General features: G+C 31.0%; 19 protein-coding genes and 1 other annotated feature. Of the genes, 1 reads left to right on the top strand and 18 read right to left on the bottom strand.

Annotation, left to right across the window (positions count from 1 at the left end):
• The 18 genes from ACI3VO_RS11635 to ACI3VO_RS11550 form a co-directional block, all read right to left on the bottom strand.
• Positions 1-353 (bottom strand): aldo/keto reductase (locus ACI3VO_RS11635; RefSeq protein ID WP_439758076.1); only part of this gene is annotated, 353 nt, incomplete at its 3' end.
• A 6-nt stretch (positions 354-359) separates the two neighbouring features.
• The gene (locus tag ACI3VO_RS11630) at positions 360-797 is read right to left on the bottom strand and encodes a MarR family winged helix-turn-helix transcriptional regulator (protein ID WP_439758075.1); all 438 of its coding nucleotides are present in this window, start codon (positions 795-797) and stop codon (positions 360-362) included.
• 162 nt (positions 798-959) lie between these two features.
• The gene (gene folK, locus ACI3VO_RS11625) at positions 960-1,445 is read right to left on the bottom strand and encodes a 2-amino-4-hydroxy-6-hydroxymethyldihydropteridine diphosphokinase (RefSeq protein ID WP_439758074.1); all 486 of its coding nucleotides are present in this window, start codon (positions 1,443-1,445) and stop codon (positions 960-962) included.
• Complete coding sequence (gene folB, locus ACI3VO_RS11620; RefSeq protein WP_439758073.1) at positions 1,438-1,803, bottom strand: dihydroneopterin aldolase; 366 nt, start codon at positions 1,801-1,803, stop codon at positions 1,438-1,440. Before folB ends, folK begins: the two co-directional genes overlap by 8 nt.
• A 16-nt stretch (positions 1,804-1,819) precedes the next feature.
• Entirely contained in the window at positions 1,820-2,614 is a 795-nt protein-coding gene (gene folP, locus ACI3VO_RS11615; protein WP_439758072.1) for a dihydropteroate synthase, read from the bottom strand.
• Between the two features lie 96 nt (positions 2,615-2,710).
• Positions 2,711-3,277, bottom strand: a complete 567-nt coding sequence (gene folE / locus ACI3VO_RS11610; RefSeq protein ID WP_439758071.1) for a GTP cyclohydrolase I FolE — start codon at positions 3,275-3,277, stop codon at positions 2,711-2,713.
• 26 nt (positions 3,278-3,303) lie between these two features.
• Entirely contained in the window at positions 3,304-3,957 is a 654-nt protein-coding gene (locus ACI3VO_RS11605; protein ID WP_439758070.1) for a hypothetical protein, read from the bottom strand.
• Between the two features lie 14 nt (positions 3,958-3,971).
• Positions 3,972-4,709: an aminotransferase class IV gene (locus tag ACI3VO_RS11600; protein ID WP_439758069.1), complete on the bottom strand. Its 738-nt coding sequence runs from the start codon at positions 4,707-4,709 to the stop codon at positions 3,972-3,974.
• Complete coding sequence (gene pabB, locus ACI3VO_RS11595; protein WP_439758068.1) at positions 4,699-6,048, bottom strand: aminodeoxychorismate synthase component I; 1,350 nt, start codon at positions 6,046-6,048, stop codon at positions 4,699-4,701. The genes ACI3VO_RS11600 and pabB overlap by 11 nt, the downstream gene beginning before the upstream one ends.
• Positions 6,041-6,631, bottom strand: a complete 591-nt coding sequence (locus tag ACI3VO_RS11590) for an anthranilate synthase component II (RefSeq protein ID WP_439758067.1) — start codon at positions 6,629-6,631, stop codon at positions 6,041-6,043. Before ACI3VO_RS11590 ends, pabB begins: the two co-directional genes overlap by 8 nt.
• Positions 6,632-6,878: 247 nt before the next feature.
• Positions 6,879-7,628: a sugar phosphate isomerase/epimerase family protein gene (locus ACI3VO_RS11585; protein ID WP_439758066.1), complete on the bottom strand. Its 750-nt coding sequence runs from the start codon at positions 7,626-7,628 to the stop codon at positions 6,879-6,881.
• A gap of 87 nt (positions 7,629-7,715) precedes the next feature.
• A complete protein-coding gene (locus ACI3VO_RS11580) occupies positions 7,716-8,711 on the bottom strand; it encodes an isocitrate dehydrogenase (NAD(+)) (protein ID WP_439758065.1) in 996 nt (331 codons plus the stop codon).
• Positions 8,712-8,737: 26 nt separating this feature from the next.
• A complete protein-coding gene (locus ACI3VO_RS11575) occupies positions 8,738-9,202 on the bottom strand; it encodes a hypothetical protein (protein WP_439758064.1) in 465 nt (154 codons plus the stop codon).
• 25 nt (positions 9,203-9,227) lie between these two features.
• Entirely contained in the window at positions 9,228-10,385 is a 1,158-nt protein-coding gene (nifV, locus tag ACI3VO_RS11570) for a homocitrate synthase (protein ID WP_439758063.1), read from the bottom strand.
• Between the two features lie 441 nt (positions 10,386-10,826).
• A complete protein-coding gene (gene argF / locus ACI3VO_RS11565) occupies positions 10,827-11,852 on the bottom strand; it encodes an ornithine carbamoyltransferase (RefSeq protein ID WP_439758062.1) in 1,026 nt (341 codons plus the stop codon).
• A gap of 71 nt (positions 11,853-11,923) precedes the next feature.
• Positions 11,924-12,131: a binding site (T-box leader), on the bottom strand.
• A 76-nt stretch (positions 12,132-12,207) separates the two neighbouring features.
• Positions 12,208-13,083, bottom strand: coding sequence for a MurR/RpiR family transcriptional regulator (locus ACI3VO_RS11560; protein WP_320625444.1), 876 nt, complete (start codon positions 13,081-13,083; stop codon positions 12,208-12,210).
• 104 nt (positions 13,084-13,187) lie between these two features.
• Positions 13,188-13,760, bottom strand: coding sequence for a class I SAM-dependent methyltransferase (locus ACI3VO_RS11555; protein ID WP_439758061.1), 573 nt, complete (start codon positions 13,758-13,760; stop codon positions 13,188-13,190).
• Positions 13,761-13,792: 32 nt separating this feature from the next.
• Positions 13,793-13,927 (bottom strand): hypothetical protein, encoded by a 135-nt coding sequence (locus ACI3VO_RS11550; protein ID WP_439758060.1) that lies wholly within the window; start codon positions 13,925-13,927, stop codon positions 13,793-13,795.
• An 82-nt stretch (positions 13,928-14,009) separates the two neighbouring features.
• Between ACI3VO_RS11550 and ACI3VO_RS11545 the strand changes: the two genes are divergently transcribed.
• On the top strand, positions 14,010-14,234 hold a 225-nt coding region (locus ACI3VO_RS11545), incomplete at its 3' end, for an S-ribosylhomocysteine lyase (protein WP_439758059.1).

Genomic DNA, 14,234 nt, shown 5'->3' with positions numbered 1-14,234 from the left:
CCATAGTAGTCTGAAAGACATTGGTGAATAAGTACAAGGTCAATATAGTCAGTTTTCAGCTTTCTAAGCGACTTTTCGATAGAAAGCCTTGTTTTTTCGTATCCGAATTCTGAAACCCACACCTTTGTAGTAAGGAAAATATCCTCTCGATTGATGCCTAGTTCCTTTATCGCTCGCTCAATACCAAGTCCAACTTGTTCCTCATTGTGATAAGCCTGTGCTGTATCAATAAGACGATAACCAACTGAAATAGCGTCAAACACACACTGCTCCGTGTACTTAGCTGGTATTTCAAACACTCCAAACCCAACCATAGGCATTTTTATTCCATTATTTAAAATTACATACTCCATAAATCATTACCCCTTTTTATTTTCTTCAAGCTCATTTTCAAGAGCATTTGCATAATTAACAAGTTCCGTTACAAGCTGTTCATAATGCTCTGTCTGCATACGATTTTCAATTCTACTTTCAAGATTGAAATACGGCTGTAATACCTGGTTAGTATATTCAATACCTCTTTCAGTCATTACAATTTTTTTACCCCTGCGATCATTTTCATCAACCTCCAAGGTCAATAATCCCTCTTTTTCCATGAGTAAAATTTCTTTGCTTACTGTCTGTTTCGGCAAAAGATAATTTGTGCAAATTTCTTTCTGAGAAATACCTGGTTCTGCCACAAGAGCAAGAACAATCTGTTGTCTTGCTCCACTGACATTCATATCCTCTTGCCATTTGCTATAAAGACTATTTATACGACTGAGGGCAATATTCATCTCTTTAATTCTTATATCCATATATTCACCTCCCATATAGTCTATTGATAGACTATATGTTTATAATAGTCCTTTAATAGACTATTGTAAATACTTTTTATATATTTTTTGTTATAATTTACAACTTCATATATTTATACGCAAAAAACCACTTGATATAAAATACCAAGTGGCCTTCTTATACTATTTAAATTCCTTAACTTCAGCTCTTTCCTCATCAGTCAAATTATCTAAATAAAACTTTATAGACTTACCATCTATACTTAAATCTTCATTTAAATCCATAAGAGGAACTAGCACAAAAGCTCTGTCCTTTATCCTTGGATGAGGTATTAAAAGCTTCTCGTCTAACGATATTACATCATCGTAAAAAAGCACATCTACATCTATAGTTCTAGGACCCCATCTTATAACTCTGACGCGATCTAATTTATTTTCGATATCTTGACATAAATCTAAAAGCTCATATGGAGGTAGACTAGTTTCGATTTCCACGCACATATTTAGAAAATCAGCTTGATCTGTATAACCCCATGCCTTAGTCTCGTAAAGGTTTGATTTTTTGATAGAAGTTATATACTCGCTTTCTTCAAGCATCTTGCACGCCTTCATCAAGTAATCTAATCTATCACCCATGTTAGTTCCAAGTCCTAAATACGCTCTACTCATTTCTATCCCTTCTTATCTCAACTCCAAAATAGTCGTATATCCCCGGTACTGGAGCTTCTGGCTTTTTAACTCTTACCATAACTCCTTTGATTAGCGGGAATTTATTTAAAACTTCATCAGCTATATTTTCAGCCAACGCCTCTATTAAATTAAATCGTCTGTTTTCAGTTATATCCTTTGCTACATCGTAAACATCTGCATAGCTTACAGATTTATTCATATCGTCGGTTTTGCCGGCTTCTTTAGTGTCTAAATAAAGCTCCATATCTATGAAAAACTTTTGACCTAAGACAGCCTCTTCCTTTAAAACTCCATGATATCCGTAAAATCCTAAGTTACTCAATAATATTTTGTCCATATTTTACCTCTATAAATTAAACTCTGTATATTGCATCAGCTACCTTAGCAGCTTCTAGATTTTCTTTTACATCGTGAACTCTTACTATGTCCACTCCATCTCTTATACCAAGTACAGTAGTAGCTACAGTACCTTCTACTCTTTGTTTTGGAGTAGTGCCTTCTAGGATTTTTCCTAATACTGATTTTCTAGATGTTCCAAGTAATATTGGATATCCTAAATCTTTAAGCTCTCCAAGTCTTCTTAGAACTTCTACATTTTGTTCGTAAGTTTTACCAAATCCTATACCTGGATCTAGTACTATTTTTTCTTTTTTAACGCCTGCTTTTAAAGCCATATCTACGCTGTTTTGTAAAAATTCTTTTATAGCTTCCATTATATCCTTGTCGTATTCTGTTCCATCTTGGTTGTGCATTATACATACTTCTGCATCGTATTTAGCCACTACATCTGCCATTTTGCCGTCGTAAGTTAGTCCCCATACGTCGTTTATCATTTCTACACCTAGTTTTAAAGCTTCTTCTGCAACTTCACTTTTGTAAGTGTCTATAGATATTGGCACGTTTATTTCTTCTTTTAATCTTTTTATAACTGGCACTATTCTAGATATTTCTTCTTCTGCTGATACAAATTTGTGACCTGGTCTTGTAGATTCTCCACCTAAATCTATCATATCAGCTCCTAAATCTATCATTTCTTTAGCATGGTTTACTGCTATATCTATATTAGTAAAATCTCCACCATCAGAAAAGCTGTCTGGTGTTACATTTAATATTCCCATTATATAAGTTCTTTTTCCGTATTCTAACATTTTTATCTCCTCAGTAATTATCTTTCTAAATCACAGCAAAAGTTATATTCACCAAATACATGGCAAATATAACTTTTCCTTTTTTAAATTAAATTATTATAAGTTTATAAGTGACATAGCTTCACTTCTAGCTAGCGCATCAGTTTCGAACACACCTCTAACTGCAGAAGTTACAGTTTTTGAACCTGGTTTTTTAACTCCACGCATAGTCATACACATATGTTCAGCTTCTACAACTACCATAACTCCATAAGGTTTTAATTCTTCCATTATTATGTTTGCAGTGTCTTTAGTTATTCTTTCTTGTAGTTGTGGTCTTCTAGCTATAGTTTCTATTACTCTAGCTAATTTAGATAAACCTGTTAATCTACCATCTTTTGGAATATAAACAACATGAGCTTTTCCAAAGAATGGAACTAAATGGTGTTCACAGCTTGAGTAAAAAGGAATATCCTTTACAACAACCATTTCTTCGTGTTTTTCATCTGCAAATAATACTTTTAAATGTTCTCTTGGATCTTGATGTAATCCACAGAATATTTCTTCATACATTCTAGCAACTCTATCAGGAGTTCCAACTAACCCTTCTCTATCTGGATCTTCACCTATTGCTTCTAGGATTTCTCTTACTGCTTTTCTTATTTTTGCTTGATCTACTGCCATTTCTTACCTCCAAAAATCTAAGGGCATTATTTTATATATTCAAATATATCTAACAGCATTTCATATTTATCGTCTGATGCATTTTTTAATATATCATATATTTTTTTATCATCTTTCTTTATGCTTTTTATTAATTTTTTGTCCTTAGGTACCCATTTATCTTCTTTTATATAATACATTCTAATAAGATCTCTCAGTGCTATATTCACAAAAAAATCGTATTCAAAATCTTCAAATTCGTCCTTTGATTTTAATTTTTTGATTTCTGATTCGATTTCTAACAGTTTATCTCTTTTTATTTCCTCGGAAATCTTATCTGGACCTTCTTCGTAAGCTTCCTTGCATTTTCTAAGTATATTCTTTGAATAATCTTCAGTGTCAAATATTATCTTGCCGTCGTTTATTTTCAGGAAGAAATACTCTTTATTTTTTATAAAGCTCTCGCATCCTTTTTTAGAAATATAGTTTAAATCAAATTCTATAGAAGAAATCACTTTATTTATGCGAATTTGGTTTTCCTTTTGTTCTTTTGTAAATATAAAAAGATCTATATCGTTTATCTTTACATCTTTTTTAAAATCTAAATCCTTACTAGAACCTACAAGCACTATCCCTAGAGTATTTTCGTCCTTTTTTATCAAATCTATTTCCCTTTGAAATACATCGTTTAATTTTGACATATACTCACCGCCTTTTATAGATTCTCTTTTATAAGTTTTATTATTTTATTCTCTTTATCAAAATCTATTTGATTTATTTGTGTAACAGGCATCACACCCATTAAACTATTTGTAACAAATACACCTTCATATTCATCAATAGATGAGATATCTATATCGCATTCGACTAAATTTATATTTAAGCTTTCGCAAACTCTACATAAATTTAGCTTCATTATTCCATTTAAAATTGGTGATGAGCTCTTAGGTGTATATACTGTATTTGATTTTACGAAAAATATATTGCTCAAAGAACATTCTAATACTCTACCAGAAGTATCTAAAAATATCGCATCGTCAAATCCATTGTCGACTGCAAAATGTTTAGAGTACATGCTCTCGTAGTAATTAGTAGTCTTATGTCTGTATATTATACTGTCTCCCCTTTTAATTGGAGATATGCATAATTTAAAGCCTTTTTTGTAAGTTTCTTCATTATAAGCTATATCTCTTAGGCTTATATTATATCCTTCATCAAATACTGTAAGTCTAAGTGCTTTATTTTTTACGTCGTTTTTATCTATATATTCTAAAATCGTTTTTCTGTAAAACTCTTTATTTTCGCAAATGTCAAAGTTTAATTCTCTAGCTGAATTAAACAGCCTATCTAAATGTAAATCTAAATCTAGAGGACAGTCTGTGACTTTTATAGTTTCAAATAATCCCATCCCAAACTTTGAAAGTGTTGAATTAAAAGAAACATTACTCTTCATAATAACCTCTAAGAGCCTTCATTATAGAAGCAGCCTTGTCCATAGTTTCTTGGTACTCATCAGCTGGATTAGAACCCCAAGTCATACCTCCACCAACTTGGAAGTACACATTTTCGTCTTGTTTTACTATAGTTCTGATAGCTATATTTAAGTCCATATTTCCGTCAAATCCTATGTATCCTATAGAGCCTGTGTATACATTTCTCTTAGTTGGTTCTAATTCTTCTATTATCTCCATAGATCTAATCTTAGGCGCACCTGTTATAGATCCTCCTGGGAAAGTGGCTTTTATCACGTCTATAGGGCTTAATTCGTCTCTTAAAGTACCTACTACTGTTGAAACTAAATGATTTACATTTGCATAAGGCTCGATTACAAATAGCTCTGGAACCTTTACAGTACCTACCTTAGATACTCTAGATAAGTCGTTTCTCTCTAAGTCTACTATCATAAGTAGTTCTGCTCTGTCCTTTTCGCTATTTAGTAACTCTTCTCTTAATCTTAAATCATCAGCTTCGTCTTTTCCTCTAGGTCTAGTTCCCTTTATAGGTCTAGTTTCTAATTTTCTATCTACACACTTGATAAATCTCTCAGGTGAATTAGATAGAATATGGAATTTATCGAAATTCAAAAATGCTCCAAATGGTGCTGGAGAAAATCTTCTCAAATCTCTATATAATTCATAACTAGATAAGCTAGTTTTTCCTGTAAAACGTTGAGTTAAATTAGCTTGGTATATATCCCCACTTCTTATATAATCTTTTACTTTTTGTACAGCATCTTCAAATCCTTTTTTAGTGAAGTTTGATTGTAGTTTTATAGGTTTAATGTTTTTAGTTTCATAGCAGATTGGGTCTATTCCCTTTTGTTCTGCAGTTTTTATTCTATTTTCAATTTCATCGATTAAAGACTCTTCTTTTTTCTTGTCTAAATTCGGTGTAGCTATATAAGTTTTATTTTCTAGATGGTCAATTGCAACTACCCAATTGTAAAAACCAAAATATAAATCGTATACTCCCGTATCATCTACAGCAATTTGAGGTAGCTTTTCCATGTAGTTTCCTAAATCATAAGATAAATACCCTACTGCTCCACCTACAAATGGCAACTCAGTGTCATTTTCGCCTTGGTAATGTTTAAGTTCTTCCTCTAAAGTATTAAGAGGATTAGTTTCAGAATCTTTTGCTTTTATTTTTTTAAAAGGATTACTACTTATAAAAGAGTATCTCCCTAATTTTTCTGGATCCATTGCACTGTCTAAAATAAAGCTGTCGTTTTCATCTTTAAATATTGTGTAAATTTCAAAAGCATCTAGTTTAGTATCTATTTGTCTAAGCATTTTTTTGTATCCTTTCTCTAGCTAAAGTAATAAAGTTTCTTAAAAGCTCATGGCCACATTCTGTAAGTACAGCTTCTGGATGGAATTGAACTCCCTCTATCATGTACTTTTTGTGTCTTAAGCCCATTATTTCCCCTTCTTTAGTTTTAGCAGTGATTTCTAGTTCATCACTTAACGTTTCAGTGTCTACTACTAAAGAGTGGTATCTAGTCACGTTTAGAGGATTTTTTATATTTGTAAAAACTCCCTTGCCATCGTGAGTGATACTGTGGACTTTTCCATGAACTGGCTCTATTGCCTTAACTATTTTAGAGCCAAATACTTGACCTATAGTTTGGTGTCCTAAGCATATACCAAGTATAGGTATCTTACCTTTGAAATTTTCTACAGCTTCGATACAAATTCCAGCTTCAGTTGGACTGCATGGTCCTGGTGATAATACGATAATTTCAGGGTTTAATGTTTTTATATCGTCTATCGTAATTTCATCATTTCTTTTCACCACTATGTCTTCGTCTAGCTCTTTAAAGTATTGAACTAAGTTGTATACGAAAGAATCATAGTTGTCTATCATTAAAATCATTCTTTTTCTCCCTTTTTATAAATTTTTCCTATAAAACTATTTACCTCATCTGTACAAAAAGGGGACATAAACTACATGGTTATTTTTTGTCAACCCGATTGTCGATTTAATTAACCATGTAGTTAGATTATAGCACATTTTTATTGGATTGCATTAATATATAAAAAAAATATAACAAAATTATTAAAAATTTTTATATATAAGAAAAAATCTATTTATTTCATAAGCAAAATTTTATAATATGATTTTAAAAATAATTTATAGTATCTTCTACATCTCTAAAGTCTATTTCTAATATTAAATAATCTGGATCTATTTTTTCTATTTTATTGAATATTTCATCGGTTAAAACGCCCTTTTTATAGCCTAAATGTAAATCATCTATACCATTATTATCGCTAAAATGAATAATTTTGGTCGTATCAAAAATCTGAGTATAATCTCCCTTACTTATCAAATTATGTCCTGTATCATAGCAAAAATAAACGCTATTATTTATAATATTATTGAAAATATAATTAAAATCGTCTACTCTGTCGCCTATATTTGAAAAATCACCTCTTTTAGAGTATGTATTTTCTATAGATAAAATCATTCCATTTAAATTTTCGTTTAATTTTATGTCGTTTAAAAATTCTACTGTATTTTTTAAATATTTTTGTCTGTTTCTGTCTAACCTATTTGTCATCACATATCCTAAATGAAGGTTGTAGTATTTAATATCAAAGACATCACTTAAGGCCTCATTTATTTTACATATGAAATCTATCCATGAATTTCTTATATATTTTATATTTTCACATGTATTTAACTCCATAGGCAGGTGTATCGAAACACTTAAATTTAAATTTTCTATTCTTGATTTATATTTTTTTAAAACCTCTACATCTTCTAGATTGTCAAGCCCGACTTCTATATGCTCTATTTTTTTATTTTTCTCGCAAATATCTAATGCCTCTTTTAAATTAAACGGCAACGCTGAAATTCCTATTTTCATAAAATGCCTCCTTTCAAAAAAATACTTCCTCTATAAAATTATAAAGGAAGTATTCATGATAATTACAATAATTTTAGATCTAAACTATTATATATATTTTAATATTTCATTTGTAAATTCATCAGTTGTAGCAGTTCCACCTAAATCACCAGTTAAGTTTTCACCTTTTAGGAATACTTGTGCTAGAGCATTTTCTATCTTAGCTGCAGCTTCTTGTTCTCCTAAATATCTAAGCATCATAACAGCTGATTGGATTATTGCTGTTGGGTTAGCTATATTTTTGCCAGCTATATCTGGTGCACTACCGTGAACTGCTTCAAATACAGCGTAGTCTTTACCTATATTAGCTCCTGGTATCATTCCAAGTCCACCTACAAGTCCTGAGCATAAGTCAGATACTATATCACCGTATAAGTTAGGCATAACCATTACATCGTATTTTTCTGGATTTATAACTAGGTTCATACAAGCAGCATCTACTATTAAGTCGTCGCTAGCTACATCAGGGTATTTAGCCGCGATATCTTTAAATGTATTTAAAAATAGTCCATCGCTTAATTTCATTATGTTTGCTTTATGTACACCTGTTACTTTCTTTCTATTATTGTCTTTTGCGTAGTTAAATGCAAATTCACATATTCTTTCGCAGGCAGGCTTAGTTATTATTTTTATAGTTTCTGCGCCGTAGTCACCTATTTTGTGTTCTATTCCTGAGTATAATCCTTCAGTATTTTCTCTAACTATTACTAAATCTATATCTTCATATCTAGATTTAATGCCTTTAAAGCTCTTTACAGGTCTTAAATTTACATATAAATCTAGAGTTTGTCTAAGTGTTACGTTTACGCTTTTGAATCCTTTACCTACTGGAGTAGTTACAGGTCCTTTTATAGCTATTTTATTTCTTTTTATAGCTTCTATTACGTGTTCTGGAAGAGGAGTTCCATATTCGTCCATAACGCCTGCTCCAGCGTCTACCTTTTCCCATTCTATATCTACACCAGTAGCCTCTACAACTTTTACCATAGCAGCTGCTACTTCTGGTCCTATTCCATCTCCTGGTATTAATGTTACTTTATACATTTCATATCCCCCTATTAAACAAGAATTTATAATTTTACCCAAAAGCTAGTTCCTTTAGTTATATTTATAACTTCTAAAATACCTTTAGGCAAATCCTCATATAAATTTTTTAATTTCAATATATCATAAAGCCCGACTTTTTCGTATTCATCGGCATTTACGAATTCCATAGGTATAATGTCGTTTTTTATTAAATTTTCTTTATGCATTTGATTAAAAGATTTTGCTATTATACCTTTTATTTTTAAATTTGAAAATACTTTTGCCACGATTTCATCAGAAGTTCCTTCTAAGAAATCTTCTCCTGCTACTATAAATCCACCTTCATTAAAAGTTACGCGGTCTATGAAGCCTTCATCTATTTTATTAAAGCACTTTTTAGCTAAAGCATCAATATTATTTTCATCTAGCGTGATGACATCATTTGTCGTTATATCGTCTTTTAATTTTATCATAACACCAGCTGTTATCTCATTGACATTTGATTTCATTACATCCTCCTAATGTCTAGGCTTATTAGAATATTCTATAGTCATTTTTTATATCTTGATATATTTGAACTAATTCTTTATCGAATAATTCTCTCTTTAATCCTACAGATACTTTACGAACTTCTTCTAATATTTGATTAGCTTCATCATTAGTAAGTTCTATAGAGTATTCTTTAAATTTATTCACTATTGCAGCTTTTCCAGAGTGTTTACCTATTACTATTTGTCTTTGAAGACCAACTTCTGCTGGGTCAAATGCTTCGTAGTTTTTAGGATCCTTTATAGCTCCATCTGCATGGATTCCTGATTCATGTCTGAACATGTTAGTACCAACTATTGCCTTCCATGCTGGTAATTGTCTACCAGAAGCTTGTGATACGTATCTAGATATTTCTACGAATTTAGTAGTATCTATATCTGTATCGTATCCATATACGAATTTAAGTGCCATAAGAACTTCTTCAAGTGCAGCGTTTCCTGCTCTTTCCCCTAGACCATTTACTGTACATCCTATATGATTTGCACCACCTATAACACCTGCTATAGCATTTGCAGTAGCCATACCGAAGTCGTTGTGTGTATGCATTTCTATATCGAAGTTAGTTGCTTTATGAATTTTTTCTATTTTTTCTCTAGTTGCGAATGGTTCCATAACACCAACTGTATCACAGAATCTAAATCTGTTTGCACCTGCTTGTTTAGCAACATTTATAAATTCTATTAAGAAGTCTGTATCTGCTCTAGAAGCATCTTCTCCATTAACTGATATGTATAATCCATTTTTATGAGCGAAAGAAACTGCGTTATACATGTTTTCTAAAACCCATTCTCTAGATTTTTTTAATTTATGTTGAATGTGTATATCTGATACTGATAAAGAAATTGCAACTGCATCAACTCCACAGTCTATAGATTGTTCTATATCTGAAACAACAGCTCTATTCCATGCCATTATGCTTGCCTTTAAGTTTCTCTTACATATTTCTTTGATTGTAGCTTTTTCATCTCCACCCATTGTAGGTATACCAACTTCTAATTGGTCTACACCTATATCACTTAGAGCTTGAGCTATAGCTATTTTTTCATGGTTTGCAAAAGCAACACCTGCTGTTTGTTCTCCATCTCTTAAAGTTGTATCAACTATCTTTATTTCTTTATTCTTGATTTTATCTTTTACGCACATTTTTTTTACCCCCTAAAATAATTATTTAAAAATTAAAGTAGTATACATAATGTATAACTTTATAAAAATGAATGAAATTTTTAAAAAGTTTCATTCATTTTTTTGTATTTGATATATTTTTTAATATCAAAACTTATTGCTAAATCCTTATACATCTTATTATATAACCATTATATGGAAATTGCACTATAATTTTAATTTTTTTTTTTAAGTTATTAATTATGAAAGTTTTTTTATAAAAATTGCAATTTTTACCATATAAATTTTATTATATTTGATTTTTTCTATATTTTCTTAGTAAGGGATAAAGGTTTTTAGGCTTTATAAATTATATATTTTTTAAAAGTTTTTTTTAATAAATAAAATTTTTTATAGAAAAAAGGCTTATATTAATATGAGAATTAATATAAGCCTTTTAATTTATTTTTAACAGCTTGCACTTTATTTATGAGTTGCTGTTATATCTACATCAGCTAAAGTTGCAACCATAACTGCTTTTATAGTATGCATTCTATTTTCAGCTTCGTCAAATACCTTTGAATATTTAGATCTAAATACTTCATCAGTTACTTCTAATTCAGCTAGACCGTATTTTTCGTATATTTCTCTACCTACTACTGTTTCTAAATCATGGAAAGCTGGTAAACAGTGTAAGAATATAACATTTTCATTGTTAGTTTTCTTTATCATATCCATGTTTACTTGGTAGTCTTTTAATAGGTTTATTCTTTGTTCGTATTGATCTTCTTCACCCATTGAAACCCATACGTCAGTGTATATAACATCTGCATCTACTACATCGTTTATATCTTCTGTTAAATGAATGCTTCCTTTAGTTTGCTTGCAAACTTCTTGCATTTCTTCTACTAATTGTTCATTAGGCCATAATTCTTTTGGTGCAAGAGATACGAATTTCATACCCATTTTTACGCAGCCTATCATAAGTGAATTACCCATGTTGTTTCTCGCATCTCCAACATATACAAATTTTATTTTATCAAATGGTTTGTCTACGTGTTCAGATATAGTTAGTAAATCTGCTAATATTTGAGTTGGATGGTATTCATCAGTTAATCCATTCCATACAGGCACTCCTGAGTATTTTGCTAAGCATTCAACTGTAGATTGTTTGAATCCTCTGAATTCTATACCATCGAAAAATCTTCCTAAAACCTTAGCAGTATCCTCCATAGATTCTTTTTTACCCATGTGGTTATCGTTTGGTCCTAAGTATGTAACTTGAGCACCTTCATCGTGTGCTGCAACTTCAAATGAACATCTTGTTCTTGTAGACGCCTTTTCAAATATTAAAGCTATATTTTTACCTTCTAGTAAATCTCCTTTTATTCCTATTTTCTTTTTAGTTTTTAAGTAGCTAGCTAATGATAAGAAATATTTTATTTCTTCCTTTGAAAAATCCTTTAATGTTAAGAAACTTTTCCCCTTTAAGTCTATTTTCTTTGCCATAACTTTGTCTCCTTTACTATTTATTATTGTCATTTTGAATGCCTTAATTAAAAAAGCCTCTTAGTATAAAACTAAGAGGCGACATCGCGCGGTACCACTCTAATTGATAAGATATCTTATCCACTCTAACCTTTAAGGCAGGTATACCGATTATCCTACTAAAAGTTCAAATAACCTTCTCAAAAGCTCTTTTCACAATGAACAGAATTATCAGGCTTCCACCGTCCCCGACTCTCTATAAACCTAATCCATGCTACTTTTCTTCATCACTGAATTTAGAATTATTTTTATTAATAAAATAATAATTAATTTTCCATCTATTGTCAATTATTATTTTTAAAAATAAATTAAATAATTATTCATAGACTACATATTCTTCCCAAATTTGCTCTAAATCGTGGAAGTATTTCTTTATATCGTCAGTTTCCTTCATAGCAACTGATATAATCAGTGCATTTGCTACACTCATAGCTGCTACTAGAGAATCTACAAATGACGCCATATTACTTTTAGCCAATAGTATATTATTTGATAAAGGTGCTACTGGCGCAAAAGAACTGTCAGTTATAGATACTATATATGCTCCCTTACTCTTTGCATATTTCGCAACCTGATGAGATTGCTTTGAATATCTTGGGAAACTAAATACTATTAAAATATCCTCTTCATTCATTCTGACTATTTGTTGATAAGGATCTCCCATGTCTATTCTGATAAGCTGGACATTGTCTAATATTACATTTAAATAAAATGCCAAATACTGTGCTACAGTAAATGAACTTCTCATTCCCAATATATATATTTTTCTAGATTTTAAAATTCTTGTAGATGCCTCTTCAAATGCCTTTTGATCCATATCCTCTGATGTAGCTTTTATATTGTCGATATCACTTTTTAATACCTTGCTTAGGATTGTAGAATCATCTGAATAATCTTCATTTGCCATTTCAACTCTTTGAACTGTAGTCAATTTATTTTTAATCAACTCTTGTAATCCCTCTTGTAATTTAGGATATCCAGCATAGCCTAGAGCATTTGCAAATCTAACGACTGTTGATTCACTTACTCCTACTGTTTCGCCTAATTTACTGGCTGTCATAAATGCTACTTTGTCGTAATTGTTTATTATATACTGAGCTATTAATTTTTGACCCTTACTAAGCCTCGGATATTGCGATTGTATTATATTTATTAATTGTTTGTTGTCATTTCTAGAATTTTTATCATCCATACATTTCCCTCTTTTCTATTGAATAGCTACAAACCTTCAAATCTATTATAACACTATTTTTATATTAATTTCTTGTAATCTTTAATTTATATATATAGTTAAATTTATCCTTTTTTTTCTATTAGTAGAAGCTCTGGCGGATTATTTATTTGATTTATAAATTTAGTGCACATTACATTGAAATAGTTTTGATCTAAGTTTTTTGTAAATTCGTAGACTGCTTCCTTTTCCTCCATTCCGCCTTCATGACCACTGTAAATTGCTATGCTCATAACTCCATTTGGCTTTAATAAATCGAGTCCCTTTTTTATCGCAGGTAAAGTCGTATCTGATTTTGTAATAATTTGATGCTTTGCCCTCGGAAGATATCCCAGGTTAAATACTACACAGGATACCTGCTCTTTTACGTATTTGTCCATATTTTGGTGCCCATCTAATATGAGCTCTACATTTTCTAGTTGTTCCTTTGTAATTTTTTTAGATGTAGATTTAAGCGCCTCTTCTTGAACATCAAATGCATATACCTTTCCCTTAATTCCTACTTTTTTGGCAAGGTATACTGTATCGTATCCATTTCCCATAGTTGCGTCTACTACTACATCGCCTTCTTTTACTATATCTTCTAGATAAAGTTTATTTACTTCTGTTACTTTATTTATATATTTGGCTCTCAACATGTAAATTCCTCTTTATTGTTTTTATTTTTAAATTAAATACTTTTTAGGTATTTTATTTCTTCTTCTGTCAAATATCTGTACTTTCCTATTTGACAGTCTTGTATTTTTATTTTACCCATCGCCACTCTTTTTAATCTAAGTACTGGATGATTTATCGCCTTGCACATCTTTCTTACTTGGCGATTTTTGCCCTCGTGTATTTTTATCTCTAAAATAGATATATCTTTTTTAGCGGAGGAATTAATTAAAATGAATGAGCATAAGGAAATAAAAAGCGACAGCGTTGCCAGCTTCACAATTGACCACGACAGGCTTTTAAGGGGCATATATGTGTCAAGAAAGGATAAGGTGGGCGGCGAAACCGTAACAACCTTTGATATTCGTATTAAAAGACCAAATATTGAGCCTGCAATGGACATTGCCGCAATACACACTCTGGAGCATCTTATGGCTGTGTATCTGCGAAGTGATGAA

Source organism: Intestinibacter sp., from assembly GCF_051866655.1.
Lineage (GTDB): Bacteria > Bacillota > Clostridia > Peptostreptococcales > Peptostreptococcaceae > Intestinibacter.
Note: the sequence above shows the minus strand (reverse complement) of the source record. Positions and strands in the feature narration are given on the sequence as shown.

Excerpts from the sequence above, each read along its gene's own strand:
- ACI3VO_RS11630 (WP_439758075.1), bottom strand. The coding sequence starts at position 797 with ATGGATATAAGAATTAAAGAGATGAATATTGCCCTCAGTCGTATAAAT.
- folK (WP_439758074.1), bottom strand. The coding sequence starts at position 1,445 with ATGAGTAGAGCGTATTTAGGACTTGGAACTAACATGGGTGATAGATTA.
- folB (WP_439758073.1), bottom strand. The coding sequence starts at position 1,803 with ATGGACAAAATATTATTGAGTAACTTAGGATTTTACGGATATCATGGA.
- folP (WP_439758072.1), bottom strand. The coding sequence starts at position 2,614 with ATGTTAGAATACGGAAAAAGAACTTATATAATGGGAATATTAAATGTA.
- folE (WP_439758071.1), bottom strand. The coding sequence starts at position 3,277 with ATGGCAGTAGATCAAGCAAAAATAAGAAAAGCAGTAAGAGAAATCCTA.
- ACI3VO_RS11605 (WP_439758070.1), bottom strand. The coding sequence starts at position 3,957 with ATGTCAAAATTAAACGATGTATTTCAAAGGGAAATAGATTTGATAAAA.
- ACI3VO_RS11600 (WP_439758069.1), bottom strand. The coding sequence starts at position 4,709 with ATGAAGAGTAATGTTTCTTTTAATTCAACACTTTCAAAGTTTGGGATG.
- pabB (WP_439758068.1), bottom strand. The coding sequence starts at position 6,048 with ATGCTTAGACAAATAGATACTAAACTAGATGCTTTTGAAATTTACACA.
- ACI3VO_RS11590 (WP_439758067.1), bottom strand. The coding sequence starts at position 6,631 with ATGATTTTAATGATAGACAACTATGATTCTTTCGTATACAACTTAGTT.
- ACI3VO_RS11585 (WP_439758066.1), bottom strand. The coding sequence starts at position 7,628 with ATGAAAATAGGAATTTCAGCGTTGCCGTTTAATTTAAAAGAGGCATTA.
- ACI3VO_RS11580 (WP_439758065.1), bottom strand. The coding sequence starts at position 8,711 with ATGTATAAAGTAACATTAATACCAGGAGATGGAATAGGACCAGAAGTA.
- ACI3VO_RS11575 (WP_439758064.1), bottom strand. The coding sequence starts at position 9,202 with ATGAAATCAAATGTCAATGAGATAACAGCTGGTGTTATGATAAAATTA.
- nifV (WP_439758063.1), bottom strand. The coding sequence starts at position 10,385 with ATGTGCGTAAAAGATAAAATCAAGAATAAAGAAATAAAGATAGTTGAT.
- argF (WP_439758062.1), bottom strand. The coding sequence starts at position 11,852 with ATGGCAAAGAAAATAGACTTAAAGGGGAAAAGTTTCTTAACATTAAAG.
- ACI3VO_RS11560 (WP_320625444.1), bottom strand. The coding sequence starts at position 13,083 with ATGGATGATAAAAATTCTAGAAATGACAACAAACAATTAATAAATATA.
- ACI3VO_RS11555 (WP_439758061.1), bottom strand. The coding sequence starts at position 13,760 with ATGTTGAGAGCCAAATATATAAATAAAGTAACAGAAGTAAATAAACTT.
- ACI3VO_RS11550 (WP_439758060.1), bottom strand. The coding sequence starts at position 13,927 with ATGTGCAAGGCGATAAATCATCCAGTACTTAGATTAAAAAGAGTGGCG.